This window comes from Rhodococcus sp. SB1D (assembly GCF_048573875.1).
Taxonomy (GTDB): Bacteria; Actinomycetota; Actinomycetes; order Mycobacteriales; family Mycobacteriaceae; genus Rhodococcus_F; species Rhodococcus_F qingshengii.
In genome coordinates, this window is record NZ_JBMAIQ010000002.1 from 94,750 (window position 1) to 112,249 (window position 17,500).

Annotated in this window: 15 protein-coding genes; 6 read left to right on the forward strand and 9 right to left on the reverse strand. The window is 61.5% G+C overall.

The features are described from left to right. Positions 1-96: 96 nt before the first annotated feature. From ACN50D_RS05950 to ACN50D_RS05970, 5 genes are all read right to left on the reverse strand, one after another. Complete coding sequence (locus ACN50D_RS05950) at positions 97-477, reverse strand: hypothetical protein (RefSeq protein WP_256520000.1); 381 nt, start codon at positions 475-477, stop codon at positions 97-99. Next, entirely contained in the window at positions 474-1,670 is a 1,197-nt protein-coding gene (locus ACN50D_RS05955) for a TRAFAC clade GTPase domain-containing protein (protein WP_249342810.1), read from the reverse strand. Before ACN50D_RS05955 ends, ACN50D_RS05950 begins: the two co-directional genes overlap by 4 nt. Positions 1,671-1,772: 102 nt before the next feature. After that, positions 1,773-1,952, reverse strand: coding sequence for a hypothetical protein (locus ACN50D_RS05960; protein WP_165638982.1), 180 nt, complete (start codon positions 1,950-1,952; stop codon positions 1,773-1,775). A gap of 694 nt (positions 1,953-2,646) precedes the next feature. Continuing rightward, positions 2,647-4,479, reverse strand: coding sequence for an APC family permease (locus tag ACN50D_RS05965; protein WP_042447082.1), 1,833 nt, complete (start codon positions 4,477-4,479; stop codon positions 2,647-2,649). Between the two features lie 94 nt (positions 4,480-4,573). Then, on the reverse strand, positions 4,574-5,785 hold the full coding sequence (locus ACN50D_RS05970) for a DUF2254 family protein (protein WP_211921012.1): 1,212 nt from the start codon (positions 5,783-5,785) through the stop codon (positions 4,574-4,576). 117 nt (positions 5,786-5,902) lie between these two features. Here ACN50D_RS05970 and ACN50D_RS05975 point away from each other — a divergent pair, with 117 nt between their 5' ends. Next, positions 5,903-8,269: an arylsulfatase gene (locus ACN50D_RS05975; protein WP_211921010.1), complete on the forward strand. Its 2,367-nt coding sequence runs from the start codon at positions 5,903-5,905 to the stop codon at positions 8,267-8,269. 189 nt (positions 8,270-8,458) lie between these two features. Here the strand turns inward: ACN50D_RS05975 and ACN50D_RS05980 are convergent, their stop codons facing one another. The 3 genes from ACN50D_RS05980 to ACN50D_RS05990 form a co-directional block, all read right to left on the reverse strand. After that, positions 8,459-10,114: an FAD-binding dehydrogenase gene (locus ACN50D_RS05980; protein ID WP_003940084.1), complete on the reverse strand. Its 1,656-nt coding sequence runs from the start codon at positions 10,112-10,114 to the stop codon at positions 8,459-8,461. Beyond that, positions 10,111-10,776 carry a TetR/AcrR family transcriptional regulator gene (locus ACN50D_RS05985; RefSeq protein WP_003939987.1) on the reverse strand — a complete coding sequence of 222 codons (666 nt, stop codon included), beginning with the start codon at positions 10,774-10,776 and terminating at the stop codon, positions 10,111-10,113. Before ACN50D_RS05985 ends, ACN50D_RS05980 begins: the two co-directional genes overlap by 4 nt. A gap of 141 nt (positions 10,777-10,917) precedes the next feature. Beyond that, positions 10,918-12,249 carry an MFS transporter gene (locus ACN50D_RS05990; RefSeq protein WP_211921008.1) on the reverse strand — a complete coding sequence of 444 codons (1,332 nt, stop codon included), beginning with the start codon at positions 12,247-12,249 and terminating at the stop codon, positions 10,918-10,920. Positions 12,250-12,406: 157 nt separating this feature from the next. Here ACN50D_RS05990 and ACN50D_RS05995 point away from each other — a divergent pair, with 157 nt between their 5' ends. From ACN50D_RS05995 to ACN50D_RS06005, 3 genes are all read left to right on the forward strand, one after another. Next, complete coding sequence (locus tag ACN50D_RS05995) at positions 12,407-13,570, forward strand: LLM class flavin-dependent oxidoreductase (protein WP_058226639.1); 1,164 nt, start codon at positions 12,407-12,409, stop codon at positions 13,568-13,570. Between the two features lie 150 nt (positions 13,571-13,720). Beyond that, on the forward strand, positions 13,721-14,257 hold the full coding sequence (locus tag ACN50D_RS06000) for a hypothetical protein (RefSeq protein ID WP_007729952.1): 537 nt from the start codon (positions 13,721-13,723) through the stop codon (positions 14,255-14,257). An 87-nt stretch (positions 14,258-14,344) separates the two neighbouring features. Continuing rightward, positions 14,345-14,977 carry a hypothetical protein gene (locus ACN50D_RS06005; protein WP_211921006.1) on the forward strand — a complete coding sequence of 211 codons (633 nt, stop codon included), beginning with the start codon at positions 14,345-14,347 and terminating at the stop codon, positions 14,975-14,977. A gap of 10 nt (positions 14,978-14,987) precedes the next feature. Here the strand turns inward: ACN50D_RS06005 and ACN50D_RS06010 are convergent, their stop codons facing one another. Then, a complete protein-coding gene (locus tag ACN50D_RS06010; protein WP_003940315.1) occupies positions 14,988-15,503 on the reverse strand; it encodes a CGNR zinc finger domain-containing protein in 516 nt (171 codons plus the stop codon). A gap of 25 nt (positions 15,504-15,528) precedes the next feature. On the opposite strand from ACN50D_RS06010, the gene ACN50D_RS06015 reads away from it, so the two are divergent. Beyond that, on the forward strand, positions 15,529-15,720 hold the full coding sequence (locus ACN50D_RS06015) for a hypothetical protein (protein WP_039973125.1): 192 nt from the start codon (positions 15,529-15,531) through the stop codon (positions 15,718-15,720). Positions 15,721-15,823: 103 nt separating this feature from the next. Next, positions 15,824-17,431, forward strand: coding sequence for an AMP-binding protein (locus tag ACN50D_RS06020; protein ID WP_054188441.1), 1,608 nt, complete (start codon positions 15,824-15,826; stop codon positions 17,429-17,431). The last annotated feature ends 69 nt before the right edge of the window (positions 17,432-17,500 follow it).

Below are 17,500 nucleotides of genomic sequence, written 5' to 3' on the forward strand. Positions count from 1 at the left end.
TCGCCGAGGAAAGTTACGAGGCGCCACCGGGGTAGCTCCCCGGCGGCGAATGGCCATGCCCGCTTGACAGATTTTCCACATGTCAGCTGAGGCGGCTCATTCGTAGCGCAGTTCGGCGACGGACGGCGTCGTATCGGCGTCCCACACATGTTCGAAGGATTGTTCGACCAGCGGCCACAGGTGCTGTTCTCCGTCGTACACGGAGTTCACGACGTCAGCCCCGTCACCAAAGACCACGAACTCGTGGGGGATGACTCGTCCCGCTGCGTCTCGTCGCCCCTCCGGGTCCGGGAATCGCACTGCGACCACTTGTCCGTTTCGGCGCCACGCCGCGGGTTCGTCCGCGAGTTCGGCGAATGCACGCTCGTATTCTGGAAGCGGATCGCCCAGGCCTGCATCGAGCAAGAATCGAAAACCCCAGCTCCGGCCCCGAGTCGCCCAGATGAGGTGTGACCGAGACACTCCACTCACAGTCACTTCTGCTTCCTGAGCACGTTCTCGGTCACCGCTTGGTCGAGGTCAATCTTGAACTGCGTGAGCATGGCCCGCAGGTACAGATGCTTCGCGCGCGCGTCCTCGTTCATCTCCTTGAGTTTCGGGCCGACGATCTTGATCGCAGCAGCGAATGCTGCAGGGAGACCTTTGGCCACGAACGCGGCCTGCGCATCGTTCTTGGTGACCATTCGCAGGAGCTTCTCGAATCCTGTGAACTTGACACCAGCCATGGCTGCTGCGATCACGTCCGCCCCGTCAGCGAGCGTGTCAGCCACCTTCCACGGGAGCTTCATCCTCTCCTCCCACAGGACACGGCGCTCCAGCGGCAGAAGTGACGCGATGGGGAGCACCAGGTCAAGGCCGATGCGCTGTTTCAGGTCGATCTCGACCGGCTCTGCGCTGTCCGCCTTGAGTTCGAACTTGGCAGAGGAGAGGAGCATGAAATCTTCGCCGATGGATAGCGCTTCCGGCGTGACGATCATGCCCGCGATTGTCGAGCGAAGCTGCTCGATATCGTCAGCAGCCTTCAGGATGACGAGATCACGGAACGTATTCACGTCCCAGTCGGGTAACAGATCGGCCTTGGACAGCGACAGGATCCAGATTCGGGGGAACTCGATCAGCGGCCCGTCATCGCTAAGGAGAGGGCCCTTGAGCCGGACCAAGGTCTGGCGGAAGTTGTGAAAGAGGGACTTGAGGTATCGCTCTTCCTCGCCGCGGTGGTCAAGGAGTTTCTGCCCGTCCACGAGGAGGAGGGCAACATCCGAACGGAGAAGGGTCCTGAAGGTGTCGATCCGGCGCTGGCACTCTTCCTCGCTGCTGGGATCGTCCTCGAACCACTCACCTGGGTAGTCGTGCCATGCCAGACGCAACTCGTCGAATGGACGCTTCTCTTCCTCATCGCCTTCCCCCGCCTTGAGCTTGACTGAGAAGTCGTATGTGGTGTTTGCAAAATGGGTTTGCATGGGTGTCTGTGCGCTGTCTCGCATGCCGAGATAGTTCTTGTACAGGCGATTTCCCTGCCCGGCCTTGTCAGCGACGAGATCCCAGAGGTCGTTCTTGTGGGAGCCCGCCTGGGTGGGGCCGTAGAACGATGACACCAACACGGTCTTGCCCGACCCTGACTCACCAAAGACTGCGATGTTCTGTTGCCGAATTCGCGGATGCTTCGCCATGGCTGAAAACCTATCCCAGCCGTCCGACGCTTTCGGTAGAGACGGGTGTAACTCGGCCTGATGCCCAGGGACCAGGGCCCAGACAACGTGCATAGCCGCACGTCAAGCTGCATGAAGCAGGTCTACCGGCCGGTGCGGGTTGCGGCTGTGATGCCGTAGCGCGGCAGCGATGTTGTCGTGGCCGGCCAAGCGGGGGACGCTGACGATGGTGTTGCGGATCATGGCCATCAACTGCGGACCGGTGCCGGTGTGGACCGGATTGGTCCTCGTCGAACGTGACATCCCGAACCCAGTGCAGTCGGTTCTCGATTGCCGAATGACCCCGAACCCAGGCCGCGACCTGCAGCGGAGCGGCCGACACCATCGGCATCGAGGTGACCAGGTAGACCACCTCCAGGCTTCGCCGGCCGCCGCGGATGACGGTGCGACGGACCTGTAACACCTGCACCGCACGCGGGAAGCCGAGGCCGCCGGCGACTTCGGTGGCCTTGATCGTGCACCGTTCCCGCCGCCCGTGATCACGCCCGCCGATCGAAGACGAGACGGGAATTTCGTTCCAGGGCAACGCCTTCAACACATTTCGGAGAGCTTGTTGATTGTTCTTCACGGTGAACACGTAGTGCCCACTACTGCTCCGCCGTGGGCCAAGGACGCCCTAAACCACCCAGCGAGGGCCGGGAGGGGCCGGGAGGTCGACTTCGTCGGCGGTCTGGTGGTTACGAATATCCTCGAATGCCGGGTGTCTGAGCCCACCGCCGGTGTACCCTGCCGGTTTTCTCCATAACTCCGGATTTGAGCTTGCCCTTGCAGGTGTAGGGCTTGCCGGCTTTGGTGTTTTGCCGTGATCTCAATGACCTCACCAGCGACCACTGTGCCTACTTCGGCGTCGGTCCTCGTGGGTCGCGGTGCTGACCACCGGCGTTGTGGTCGGTCTGCCGCTTGGCGTGTTGTTCGGGACCTCGCTCTGAGCGTCGGCTCATGCGCGTAGGGCGGGATCGCGGTGAGCCGGATCGATCCGAACCGGAATCTGGCACACCACGGCCTCGGTGTGTTTGCGCAGTGCATGAGCGATCTCATCGGTCCGTTGGCTCGGGAGGAACCGGTGCCATCTGGTCGCCGGGTCGATGGTGGCGACGACAACAAAGGTCTCTCGGTGGGGGAAGTGTGTGCGGATGTATCGGGCGAGGGTGTTCCCCACGGAATTCTCGGTGTCCTCGATGACGATCAAACGTGAATTCGGGTGTCGGGCTTGCCATCGGCGGGTGAAGTCCGTCGTAGATTCGTGGGCCAGGCAGACTCGAATTGCGATGGGCTGCGAAGACATTGCCGTTGCCGCGGCCATCGCGCGGGTGGAGAGCGACGTAATTTCGGACACGGGTACTAGGACCGCTGGTTTGTATCCGATAGACAGAGAATCGTTCTCACCCTGAACGGTTAACCGCGTACCGATATGTGTGTACGCACCGCGGATGCGTTCCATGCCGAGGACGAGCGCAGGGAGCGCGAGAGCGATCAGCCAGGCGCCCTCGGTGAACTTCATGGCGGTAGTCACCACTGCTGCGATCGAAGTCAACGCAGCCCCGAAACCGTTGAGCGCTAGGCGCCACTTCCAGCCCGGCGTCTGTTCGGCGAGCCAGTGGCGCACCATGCCGAACTGCGCGAGCGTGAATCCGATGAACACACCGATGGCGAACAGCGGCACCAAGGTGTTCATGTTTCCGCCGGATCCGATGAGCAGGAGAGCACCGACGCCACCGAGCGACAAGACGCCGTAAGTGAAGACGTCACGCGTCGACTTCCGGCTGAAGCGGTGCGGGAGCACGTTGTCGTCGGCGAGGATCCGCATCAGGTTGGGAAGTCCGCCGTACGAGGTATTCGCGGCCAACGCCAACAGAATCACGGTGGAGAATTGGACGACGTAGTAGCCCACACCATTTCCGAGGGCAGCGGAAGTGAGTTGCGACAGGACCGTTGTTCCGGGGACTGGGGCCAGTGAGAACTTTTCGATCAACACCGCAAGGCCGATCAGCATGGTGCCCAACAGGATTCCCAGAGCTACTTCGGCACGCTGAGCGCTACGCACGCGAGGCTTCTTGAAACTGGGTACCGCATTGGCGATGGCTTCGACTCCGGTCAATGCGGCGCAACCACTCGAAAATGCCTTGAGCAGAAGGAGAATGCCGATCGTGTGTGCGTTGTCGGCGAGGAAGGGAGCCGTGGCGGCGGCAGGGTTTTCCCGAAGTAGTCCGGCACCGATCACCGTGAAGATGCTGACGACAAAAACCACGGTGGGCAACATGAATACCCGCGCGGAATCTGCGATGCCCCGCAGATTCAGTGCCGTGATGCCGCCGAGTATCGCCAGTGCGATCCAGACCGTGTAGGGAAGAAGCGCAGGGAAGGCGGAGGTCAGAGCCGCGACACCGGCTGCGATCGACACCGCGACGTTGAGGGTGTAGTCGACGATCAACGACGCGGCGGCGGTCAAACTTGCCCGCGGGCTCAGATGCTTCTTTGCGACGGCGTAGGCGCCACCGCCTTCGGGAAATGCGGCGATCACTTGGCGGTACGACGCCACCAGGACTGCAAGCAGCACTGCGATGGCGATCGTCACCGGCACGGTGAAGCCGATCCCCGCGCCGCCGGCGAGGGCCAACACCAACACGATGGCCTCTGGACCGTACGACACCGAGGCCATCGCGTCGAGCGACAGACCCGCCAGTCCGGTTGCGACGGAGAGCTTTTGCTTCTCAGGTTCGCCGCCGGCGCGGATGGTCGACGATATGACTCCACGGTGTCCGAGTATCACTGCATGTCTCACCGAGTCAGTATCGTCATTTCCCGTAGCTCTGAGACTGATCTTGACGATGCTTTGACGCGATGGCCCGCAAATCTGTACGGGTTCACAACGGGGGTTCGAGTCGCGGGAAGCCTTGTGACAGCTGATCAATCCAGCGAGCGCGCGTGGCGAGAATATCGCGGTTCCGAGACTCCGATTGGGCGGCGACGTGCGAAAGTAGGTCGCGAAGTCGGCCCAGAACGAGTGGCGAGTTCGATGCCGAGGCTATGACGTCGTCCAGTCCGGTTCTGACGAAGCTCGTGAAGTCGGGCAGTGGAATCACCACACGCAGATCACCATGCTCGTCGACGGCCCGGATCGAATCTGCGCGTACGGAGGCCACCAGAGAGAGGAGGTCCTCGATCTCGTCCAGAGCCTGCACGGCCGTCGCAGGATCGTTGATAGCGGGTGAGAGCGCTCTGAGCGCGATGTCAGCCAACAACCGAATCGCGAGTAGGGGGTCCTGGGTGAAGGTCCGCTCACTCCCACTGACCAAGGCGTCAAGGATCGTGTTGGCGGGCATGGGTCCGCCGTAGACGTCGGCGAGCGGCAATCCGTCTCGCAGCGTGCTACCCGGCGACACTCGGAGGACCACCATGGATCGGCAGTTCCGAGCGCTCTGCAGGAGATCTTCGACGAGGATCTGTTGCAGAACGGCCGGCGGTCGATGCCACTCGATTGTCGTGATCACCGGAAGTGTTGGTAGAGGAGGCAACTCCAGATCAGTGGTGGGGTACACGGCGGCGAAGACTGCTCGGCCACGACTCGAGATCGTGGTCAGTACAGGAGCCAACTGGATGGCCGAGAATGCGCGCAGCTGGAGCAGTCTGATCAGCGTCAGCGTGGCCAAGAGTGCCAGCACTGCGAGGCTGGGCACGATCACCGACACGTCCGTTTCGTTGCTGATGGCGAGCGCTGCCGTGATGTCGAAAACGGACTGGCCTATCGCGAAGGCAAACGTCCGCCACACGATGGGGTCGTCGCGGAACAACAACAAGCGAGGAGTGAAGGTGGTCGCGGCCCATTGGACGACGAGGAACAGCAGCGAGAAGATCACTGCCACTACACCTAATAGCCCCAGTCCGAGGGCAACGAGCATCTCGCTGACCTGACGGGCAGGAATCATCGGGCCGCTCCGGACGTACGGCATCCCCAGTCCGGCAGCCAGTCCCACGACGACGCACAGGATCTGGGTCAGGCCGGCACGTACACGGCGCCGGGGGACGAGGAAGGCATGCCCGATCGGGGTGGGAGCGAAACGTCCGGGCTGATCCACACTTCAAGCCTCCACGCTGCGGCAATGGTGCGCCTTCACCCGAAACGGATGATGTCGACGTCGTCGTGATCCTGAAACGCTTGAAAGAGCCATGTGAGAGACAGAAGGCGAGACGTCATGACGGATCCGACAGACCAGAGCCGCGCCGTACTACCGATTCCGGATCGACAACATCTTGGTCTGGTGACGTACGACGCGAAGGATCCGGACACCGAGTTTCCGCCGATCACTCCGCTACTACCGCCGGCCGGCGCACCCAATGTTCTGGTGGTCCTGTTGGACGACGTGGGATATGGCGCGAGCAGTGCCTTCGGAGGACCAGCGGACACACCGACTGCTGAGCGATTGCAAAGTAATGGGCTCACGTACACGCGGTTTCACACGACGGCACTGTGTGCTCCGACCCGCGCCGCTCTTCTGAGCGGGCGCAACCATCATTCGGTCGGCATGGGATCGATCACCGAAACCGCTACCTCGGCTCCTGGTCTTTCCGGCCTGCGGCCGAATACCAAAGCCGCACTGCCGATGACGTTGAAACTCAACGGATACTCGACGGCGCAGTTCGGCAAGTGTCACGAGGTTCCGCCGTGGCAAACATCCCCGGTGGGTCCGTTCACGTCGTGGCCGACGGGAGAAGGCGGATTCGAGCATTTCTACGGATTCATCGGCGGGGAGAACAACCAGTATTACCCGGCGCTGTACGAGGGCGTCGCGCCTGTCGAGCCGGACAAGACACCGGAGGAGGGTTACCACCTCACTGAGGACCTTGCCGATCACGCGATCGACTGGGTTCGGATGCAGAAGTCATTGGCTCCGGACAAGCCGTTCTTCGTCTACTTTGCACCCGGCGCCACACATGCACCGCACCATGTTCCGAAGGAGTGGGCAGACAAGTACGAGGGCCGGTTCGCAGGAGGTTGGGACGCTCAACGCGAATCGATTCTCGAGCAGCAGAAGCAGCGGGGAGTCGTTCCCGCGGATGCGGTCCTCACCCCGCGCCCCGACGCCATTCCGGCGTGGGAGGACATGAGTGAGGAGATGAAGCCCGTCCTCGAACGCCAAATGGAAGTCTATGCAGGATTTCTCGAACACACCGATTTCCATGTCGGCCGGCTTGTCGATGCGATCGAAGAACTCGGAGCTCTCGACAACACCCTCGTGTACTACATCATCGGAGACAACGGAGCGTCCGCAGAGGGGACGATCAACGGCGCTTTCAACGAGATGGCCAACTTCAACGGACTCGCCGCCATCGAGACGCCCGAGTTCATGGCGGAAGTGAAAGACAAATTCGGTACCAAGGACGCATACAACCACTATTCCGTGGGGTGGGCGTGGGCAATGTGTACCCCGTACCAGTGGACGAAACAGGTTGCGTCGCATTGGGGTGGCACTCGCAACGGGACGATCGTGCACTGGCCTGCAGGGATTCGGACCAAGGGGGAGACGCGGTCGCAATTCACCCACGTCATCGACGTCGCACCGACGATCCTCGAGGTCGCGAAACTGCCGGAACCGACCTTCGTCAACGGCGTCCAGCAATCACCCATCGAGGGGACCAGCATGGTCTACACCTTCGACGACGCCGAAGTCGCCGAACGTCACGATCTGCAGTACTTCGAGATGGCCGGCAACCGTGGAATCTATTACAAGGGTTGGAGTGCGGTCACCAGACACAGCACTCCGTGGCTGTTCGCGGAGGCACTCCCCGCACTCGACGACGACGTGTGGGAGCTCTACGACGGGTCTCAGGATTGGACGCAGTCCAAAGACTTGGCGGCCGAGATGCCGGAGAAACTCGCTGCACTGCAACGCTTGTGGTTGATCGAAGCGGTCAAGTACAACGTGCTTCCGATCGACGACCGAAGATTCGAGAGGTTCAACCCTCACATCGCGGGGCGTCCGCAGTTGGTGTCCGGGAATCGACAGGTTCTGTTTCCCGGAATGAAACGGCTGAGCGAGCACAGCGTGCTGAGTATCAAGAACCGATCATTCAGTGTCACAGCAGCAGTCGACGTCGCGGATGGCATTACTGCCAACGGTGTGATGATCGCGCAGGGAGGCAGATTTGGTGGCTGGGCACTTTACGCGCGGGAAGGCCGCGCCAAATTCGTCTACAACCTATTGGGCATGACCGAGTTCGTCATCGCTTCCGACGTTGACATTCCGGCAGGATCACACCAGATCAGAGCTGAGTTCACTTACGACGGAGGTGGTCTCGCGAGAGGCGGTGGGGTCACGATCTATCACGACGGTCGCGAAGTGGGCTCAGGTCGCGTCGAGCAGACGCAACCGATGGTCTTCTCCGCGGACGAGACCACCGACATCGGGGATGACTACGGCATGCCTGTCAGTGTCGATTACAGTGGCGCAACCACATTCAACGCACGTATCGACGTCGTGCAGATCGATGTCGGTGACGACGACCATACCCACCTCATCGATCCGGAGGAGGTGGCGCGAGTGGCGGTGTCCAGACAGTGATTCCACAGGCAAGAGCAGCAGTCACAATCTCCTGAGGGTCGCAATGCCGACCGTCATCCGAACTGTTCACGATCTGGTCCGCCACGCGCGCGGGCCGACGCACCATCACCACCATCAATCCGTGCACGAGGCGCGGCGAATACGTGCCCACCACATTCTGGTCACGCATTCGCTCGCCTGATTTCGGGGCTACAGGTCGCGCGCCAATGCTCGTCCGGCTGCGCGGCCCGAGAAGATGCAGCCGCCGAGGAAGGTCCCCTCGAGTGCGCTGTAACCGTGGACTCCGCCGCCGCCGAAGCCCGCGACTTCACCGGCTGCGTACAGGCCGTCGAAGACACTGCCGTCGGCCTTGATGACCTGCGAATCCAGGTTGGTTTCCAAGCCGCCGAGAGTCTTGCGTGTGAGCAGGTGCAACCGGACCGCGATCAGTGGGCCGTTCTTGGGGTCCAGGATCTTGTGCGGTGCAACGACGCGCACGATCTTGTCTGCCAACAGATTACGGGCACCGTGGATGGCGGTGACCTGGAAGTCCTTGCTGTACTTGTTGTCGACTTCGCGGTCGCGGGCGATCATCTCGCGCTCGATGTCCTCGTAGTCGAGGAGCGGTTCGTCGGTGAGGGCGTTCATGCCGTCGACCAGATCACGAAGGTTGTTGCGCACAACGAAGTCGGCGCCCTTCTGCTTGAACGCCTCGACCGGTCCCGGCGCGCCCTTCTTGATTCGTTCGAGGAGGAGCTTGAAGTCGCGGTTGGTGAAGTCCGGGTTCTGTTCCGATCCCGAGAGTGCGAACTCCTTCTCGATGATCTTCTGGTCGAGGATGAACCACGTGTACTCGTGGCCGCTGTCCAGGATGTACTTGAAAGTTCCCATCGTGTCGAAGCCCGGGAAGTTGGGGACCGGCAGACGCTTGCCGGTGGCGTCGAACCACATCGAGGACGGTCCGGGAATGATTCGGATTCCGTGGTTCGGCCAGATGGGATTCCAGTTCTGGATGCCTTCGGTGTAGTGCCACATGCGGTCGCGGTTCACGATGTTTCCGCCCGCGGATTCGGTGATTTCGAGCATGCGCCCGTCGACGTGCGCCGGTACTCCCGTCAGCATGTGCTTGGGTGCCTTGCCAAGTCGCTCGGGCCAGTTTTTCTTCACCAGTTCGTAGTTGCCGCCGATTCCACCGGATGTGACCACGACGGCCTGTGCGGCGAACTCGAATTCGCCGATGGGGGTGCGCGAGCTCTTCACGCCGCGCAGATCACTGGAAGGTTCGAGGACGGTTCCGCGTACACCAGTGACCGCACCATCGGTGACGACGAGTTGATCGACTTGGTGGCGGTGCTTGAACGTGACCAGTCCACGCTTCTGAGCGGCGATCACTTTGGTCAGAAAGACATCGACGACGCCAGGTCCGGTGCCCCAGGTGAGGTGGAAGCGCGGCACCGAATTTCCGTGTCCGAGAGCCATTCCGCGGCCGCGTTCGGCCCAGCCGACATTCGGCATCAGGCGAAGCCCCAGATCGTGCAGGTACTGACGCTTGTCGCCGGCCGCGAACTCGACGTACGCCTTGGCCCACTGACGCGGCCAGTGATCTTCGCGGTCGCGGTCGAATCCCGCTGTGCCCATCCAGTCCTGCATCGCCAACTCGAGGGAGTCCTTGATGCCGAGTCGGCGTTGTTCGGGGCTGTTCACGAGGAAGAGTCCGCCGAGAGACCAAAATGCCTGCGCGCCGAGGTTGGCAGCGTTCTCCTGTTCCACGACAAGGACTTTGCGGCCCGCGCGCGTCAGTTCGTAGGTGGCGACCAGTCCCGCCAGCCCTGCCCCGACAACGATGACGTCAGCTTGTTCGCTCACGACAACTCCTCTTCCGATTGGTTGTTCTGGATTATTTCGCTGTAGGACAGCAGAATTCGAGTGAAGATATCGCGGCGCAGTGCAAAGGCGGCGTTGGTGTCGGTATCGACGAGGCACTGCACGCTGGTGCCGTCGTGCACTGCAACCAATGCCCGTCCCAACGCCGTCGGGTCGCCGACGATTGTTCGCCCGACGTCGCTGAGTGCGGACTCCACGATGGGCAACAGGGTGCGAAGGATCGCGTCTTCACGGTCGGCAAGGGCTTTGCGAAGTGCCGGGTTGCGGAGCGCGTGGGCTGTGAATTCCGCGTTGATCCGGTACCACTGCGGGTCGACCGGAACCACCGCCACGATCCGGGCGACAGCGGCATGGATGTCGACGGTGTTACCGGCGGTGATCGACTCCGTCGCCAACCGCAGATCGGCGAGCATTGCTGCGGATCGCTGCTCCCACATCGCGAAGAACAATTCGTCGAGTGAATCGAAGTTGGAGTAGAACGCGCCTCGGGAGTATCCGGCGCGTTCGCAGATCTGCTCGACCGTGGCGTGCCCGAACCCGGCTTCGGAGAAGACATCTGCAGCCGCGTCGAGCAGGCGCTGCCGGGTCTGACCACGGCGTTTGGTGACACGCTTGGCCGGCGAGTTGTCCGTTCCAGTCGTCATCGGCGCCTCCGTCAGGGTGGGACCCCAAACGATACACCGATGTATCCGATGCGTAGGCGTATCTCGATCTGTTCTTCTTCGCAGGTATTTCTATGCGTATCTAGTAAATGTCCAAGAGAAGTGAATATTCAGGTGTGATCGCTACAGATGCAGATCACGCTTCCTGATCGCCGCAGTGGCGGCGACGCTGATCGCCGAGGTGGCCACCAGATATCCACAAGCCAGCCACGGTGAACCGCCGCTGGCGCCGATCAGTGCCGTCAGAATCAGAGGTGTGACGCCGGAGGCGTAGATACCCGAGAACTGGTAGACGACCGACAACCCGGTGTACCGGATTTCTGTAGGGTAAAGGCTCGCATACAGGGTTCCCTGGGCACCGTAGAACAAGGCATGAATCACTCCGAAGACCACGACCATCGCGACTCCGAAGAGCAGGAGATTCTCGGTACCGAACAGTGCGAAGGCGGGGAAGATCGCGAGGCCGTACGCGGCGATGCCCACGATGTAGACCCGTTGCGGGCCGAACCGATCGGTGAGTAAACCGGAAAACGGCAGCAAGATCGCCATCACTACTGCGGCCACGGTGACCACAAGAAGTACGGGAACCTTTTCGAAATGCAGCGTCTTGGTTGCATACGTGATTGCAAAGACGCCCCAGGTGTTGAACGCGGCGCCCTCGCCCCAGCGAGACAACATGCCCAGTACGGTGTTTCGCGCGGCTTTTCCTTGAAAGACTTCCCTGAGCGGGGCGGACGAGCGCTGTTCGAGGTCGCGAACGGCCTGAAAGGCGGGCGTCTCGTCCACCTTCAAGCGGACCACCAACCCCACGATCACGAGCACCAGGCTCAGGACGAAGGCGATGCGCCAGCCGAAACGGAGAAACTGGTCGTCGTCGAAGACTGTTTGAAGCAGCGCGAACATTCCTGTGCCCAATGCCAACCCGAGAGCCAATCCGATCTGCGGGATGCTGCCGAACAGTCCACGCTTCTTCTCCGGACTGTGTTCGACCGCCAAGAGAACAGCTCCGGCCCACTCACCACCGAGAGCAAATCCCTGCAGGATACGAAGCAGCAGAAGCAGAATCGGCGCAACGACTCCGATCTGAGCGGCGGTCGGAAGAACGCCCATCATCGCCGTCGCGATACCCATGATGAACATCGTGAGAGCAAGCGTCTTCTTGCGCCCGATGCGATCGCCGATGTGACCGAACACCACTCCACCGATGGGGCGAACGAGAAAGCCGACCGCGAAGGTCGCAAAAGAGAGCATGGTCCCGACAAACGAACTCTGGTTCGGGAAGAACAGTTGGTTGAAGACGAGGCTCGCGGCCGTCGCATAGAGGAAGAAGTCGTACCACTCGACCGTCGTGCCGAGCAGGCTCGCGGCGACGACGGTTCTCAGTCTGGATCGCCGCTCGTCGTCGGTCTCGTTCGAGAACGGTGAATTGTGCTCGACTTCGGCAAACGTGGTCATGGGAGCCCCCGGGTCGCGGTGCAAATTCACGAAGGTATCGCCGGAGCCGAAAGTGGGCACCCGTAGCGATCAGGGTGATTTCAACCCTGTTCTTCGAGGTGGACTGTGGTTGTAATGACAGAAGAGTTCTGCCTGTTCGTCGACGAAAGGAATCACCGTGTCACTGCGCTTCCACTGGTTCTTGCCTACTTACGGTGATTCCCGGAATCTGATGGCGGGTGGGCACGGCAGCTCGATGTCCGGTGATCGTCCGGCGACGCTGAAATACCTCAATCAGATCGGCGCGGCCGCCGAGACGAACGGCTTCGAGGCCGTCCTCACGCCGACCGGCGCGTGGTGCGAAGACGCATGGCTGACGACTGCGATGATGCTCGAGACCACCGAGACGCTCAAGTTTCTGGTTGCTCTGCGACCGGGATTGCTCAGCCCGACGCTGGCCGCCCAGATGGCCGCAACCTTCCAATGGCAGTCGGGCGGTCGTCTGCTGCTCAACGTCGTGACCGGCGGGGAGGACCACGAGCAGCGCACGTTCGGTGACTTCCTCGACAAGAACCAACGGTACGCACGATGCGGCGAGTTCCTAGACGTGATCCGCCAGTTGTGGTCCGGTAACGGTCCGGTTGATTTCTCCGGCGAGTACGTCAACGTGGAAAAGGCTATGCTGCAGCGTATTCCGGACCCGGTACCGCCCATCTTCTTCGGTGGATCGTCGCCGGCGGCCGGAACCGTCGCATCGCGTTACGCGGATACGTATCTCACCTGGGGTGAGACGCCGTCCGCTGTTGCCGCCAAGATCGCCTGGATTCGCGACCTCGCGGAAGTTCAAGGTCGTCACCTCGACTACGGAATCCGTCTGCATGTCATCAGCCGGGACACCTCGGAACAGGCATGGGCAGAAGCGGATCGGCTGCTCAGTGCGCTCGATCCGGCGACCGTCGAGCAGGCTCAGGCGAGTCTTGCGCGATCCGGCTCCGAAGGTCAGCGTCGGATGCTCGAATTGCACGGCGGCGGTTCGGCTTACAAGGAGGGCGTCGGAGCGAGGTCGCTGGAGATTGCGCCGAACCTGTGGACCGGCGTCGGATTGGTGCGAGGGGGTGCAGGCACCGCATTGGTCGGTTCGCACCAAGAAGTGGCTGATCGGATTGCCGAGTACGCGGCGATCGGTCTGGATCACTTCGTATTGTCGGGCTATCCCCATCTCGAAGAGGCGTATCAGTTCGGTGAGGGCGTGCGTCCGATCCTCGAAAAGCGTGGATTGGTAGCACCGCACGGTTCGGTCGGCGGACCGGTGCGAACGCCCTTCGTCTCCAGTGGGAACTGAGTCGAACAGCGAGCTCTTCGAGAAGGGGACGTTTGTCCCGATCTTTCGGGCACGGCCTCCCTCCGGGACTATTCACGCAATTCGGTCAGTAGATCCGTTCTAGGCTGCGCACTGTTGCCGAACTCAAGGCGCAGTACGAAAGGATCCTCGATGAAGCTGGGCACGAGTGGAGTACGTCGCGTCGTGGGAACCGTGGCAGTCGCCGCTGCAACCGCGGCAGGCGTCGCGATGGTCAATCCTGCAACTGCGTCGGCCGAGGTGGTCCCGCCGGTCGTCTCGTACAAGGTGACCGGAAACGATCTGGCACTGACGATCACGAACAACAACACGGGCATTGCCCCGTTGTGCCAGGCGTTTGTCGTCAACGCCGCGGATTCTGCTGCTGTGCTTGATGATCCGCTCAAGCTGCTCGATCCGAACCTTGTGGTGTACCCCAAGATCACCGACCCGTCCTCACTGTTCGCCGTCGGTAAGGGGCAGACGGTCACCAACACCGTGACCGATGTTCCGGACGGAACCTACGCCGTGCTCGGTGCCTGCTCCGATCTTCTCGATCTGGAGACGTTGGGTAAGCCTGTTCCTGGCGTGCCGAGCCTCGTTGTCATCGGTGGACCGTTCAGCGGCATCAATACCGGAAGCCTGAGCGACCTGTTCGGCAGCGGCAGCCTCGAAGGACTTTTCGGGTAGCTCACCGTCTGTCTCCCCAATTTTCCGACTGAGCGGTCTATTCTTCAGGCATCTGGTGATCTGACCGACTTGTCTGGAGGTTCGGAAATGCGAAGTCGTGGATTCAAACGCGCTCTGGGAAGCATTGTCGCGGCGTCGGCCGCCGTCGTGGGACTTGTTGTCATGACTCCGGCGACGGCGTCGGCAGCACCGGCGATTCTCCCGCCTCCGGTGTCGGTGAGCGCAGCGGACAATGCGATCACCTTCACCATCACCAACCCGAACCCGCGGTTCAGCTTCATCAACTGCACAGTGGCGATCCTCAACGCCAGGGACGTCCCCGACGTGATCCGCGATCCGACAAAGCTGCTCCAGCCCGGCGTGTTGGTGTATCCGACCGTCAGCAACATCCTCGATCTGTTTGCTGTTTCGCCTGGGCAGACGATCACGCGGACCGTCGGGAATCTGCCGGCCGGGGTGTACGCCGTTGCGGGAGCGTGCGTTCGACTGCTCGATCCGACCAACCCCACTATCGCGATTCCGCAGGCCGTTGTGGTCGGCGGCTGGTTCGAGGGCGCCGGAACCGGAAGTCTCTCAGGTTCTTTGGAGGACCTGGGATACAACACGGTCCAGGACTTGATCGACGCGTGGAATCGGATCAGCTCGGGAAGCAGCGGCGGCAGTTTCCAGTTCGACTACCAAGGTGGCTCGGATTTCGAGGTAGTGGGTCCCACGTCGTAGTCGGTCCGGCTCACTTGCGCGCGCGGTGGCGTCGCACCGCGTCGCGATTCGCACACGTGGGGGAGCAGTACCGCTGATTGCCGTTGCGTGAGGTGTCCGCATAGATGTTGGTGCACTCGTCCAGGGTGCACCGACCTAATCTGTGCATTCCGCGGCCGACGAGGTGCAGCGCCGTGCCTACCGAGAAGAGGGCCTTGAGGACCTCGGCGAGCGACTGTTGCGGATCGCGGTAGTGCAGATGCCACCCGTCGTTTGCATGGTTGGTCATGCGCGGATACGCCGACGCTTGCTCGAGCATGACGTTCACCAACTCGGCGCGGGCTGCCTCCTCCGTGACGTCGACGATTTTCGACCACTCGATCAGAAGGTCGAGGGTCTCGTCGAGGTCCTTCTCGGCGATGGGGAAATCGAGAATGATGCCTGCATCGACGCAGCGTTCGACGAGTTCGGCCAAGGTCTCGGGATTTCGATTGGCCAGGTCGGCGGCCAGCGTCACCGCATATTCGCCGTAAGGGTTGAGATGCACAATGCCATTACATCATGCTCGTCGTATGAAGAAAACAGATTTCGCGCCGATAAGTTGCATCCACCGCTGGGAGATCGAATCTCGGCATCGGACCAGCGAGGGGACGGTCACCTACCTGCGCTGCCATTGCGGGTCGTGGCAGACCTTGCTCGCCGAATGGGTGTCGGGCGGTGCGGGCTCGGCCGTCGCTGCGCCGATCAAGGTCAGGTCCAGGTAACGGTCAGCTAATCGCTCCGTTTTGCCTCGGGTGACATGGAACGTGTTCTAGATTCAGGGTTGTATGCCTCGGTATCGCGGCGCAGACTCTGAAAGGGAAGACGATGCAGTTCAACCTCGCTGATGTATTCGAAACCGTCGCCAGCTCGGTGCCTGATCGCGTCGCCTTGACTTACGAGGGAGAGAACTTCTCCTACGCTGAGCTGGACGCGGAAGCCAACCGAACGGCCAACCTGCTCGCGCAAGCCGGCATCTCGCGCGGCGATCATGTAGCCCTGTTCCTGAAGAACAGCGTCGAACATGTCACGTCGATCCTCGGGTTGATCAAGATCCGTGCGGTCCCGATCAACGTGAACTACCGGTACACACCCGCCGAGCTCGAGTACATCTTCACCAACTCCGACTCGGTCGCAGTGGTCGTGGAACTCCCCGAGCATCAGCGTGTCCTTGCTTCCCTTTTCGGTGCATGCCCGAAGGTGAAGACGGTGATCGTGATCGGCGAGGTCGAGGCCGACCTGGTCGCCGCAGCGAAAGCGCATGAAGTTTCCGTGGTTTCCTTCGACGACGCTCGCGAGATGTCACCGGTAGGGGAGTTCGATTCTCGTTCGGGCGACGACGTGTACCTGCTCTACACCGGCGGGACCACCGGATACCCGAAGGGCGTCATGTGGCGTCACGACGACTTCTTTCGTAAGCCGCTCTCCGGCGGAAATCCGTACGGCGAGGAAGCTCGACAGGACCTCGCCGAGATAGCCAGCGCTGCAAAGGAATTTCCGGAACTCTCGTTCCTCATTGCCGCCCCCCTCATGCACGGCGCAGCGTTGTATTCGCTGTTCACGTTCCTCACCCTCGGCGCGCGCGTGGTTCTACGACGAGAATTCGTTGCGGAGAAAGTCGTCGAAGCGATCGAGAAGGATTCGGTACAGGTGATCCTGATCGTCGGTGACGGCATGGGACTGCCGTTGGTCGACGAGATGGAACGACGCAAAGACGAGGTCGATTTCAGCAGTCTCTTCTCGATCACGTCAGGTGGTGCGATCTGGTCCACCAGCGTTCGAGACCGCATGCTGGCGGTGAAGCCGGACCTGCTGTTGCGGGACAACTTCGGAGCCTCGGAGTCCGGTAATGACGGCGCCTTCTCCATCGATGAGGCGGGAAATCTGCGAATGCCGCCCTCGCCGAACATGATCCTGGTCGACGAGCGGCTCGAAGAGATCCCCGCCGGCTCCGACGACGTGGGCTACATCGCGCGTATCGGAAACGTCCCGCTCGGGTACTACAAGGACGAAGAGAAGACCGCCCGCACGTTCCCGACCCGCGCTGACGGCACCCGTCTTTCGGTGCTCGGCGACATGGGCAAGGTTGAAGCGGACGGCACGATTGTCTTCCTGGGCCGCGGCTCACAGTGCATTAACACCGGCGGCGAGAAGGTTTTCGCCGAAGAGGTCGAGGCTGCCCTTCACGCGCATCCGGCGATCTCCGACGCGCTTGTCGTCCCCGCACCCGACGCGCGCATGGGGCAGCAGGTTGCCGCGGTGATCGCGACCTATCCCGAGTCCGACGAGCTGACTCTCGAAGCGGTTCAGGAACATTGCCGTAAGACGTTGGCCGGTTACAAGGTGCCGCGCACGATCGTGCTGGTCGATGAAGTCAAGAGGACCCCGGCCGGTAAGGCGGACTACCGCTGGGCGACGACACTGGCGTCGTCCTAGCAGTGTGGAGTGGGTGGCGACAACCTTTCACACGGATTTCACCACGACATAAGAGACATACCGGAAAGA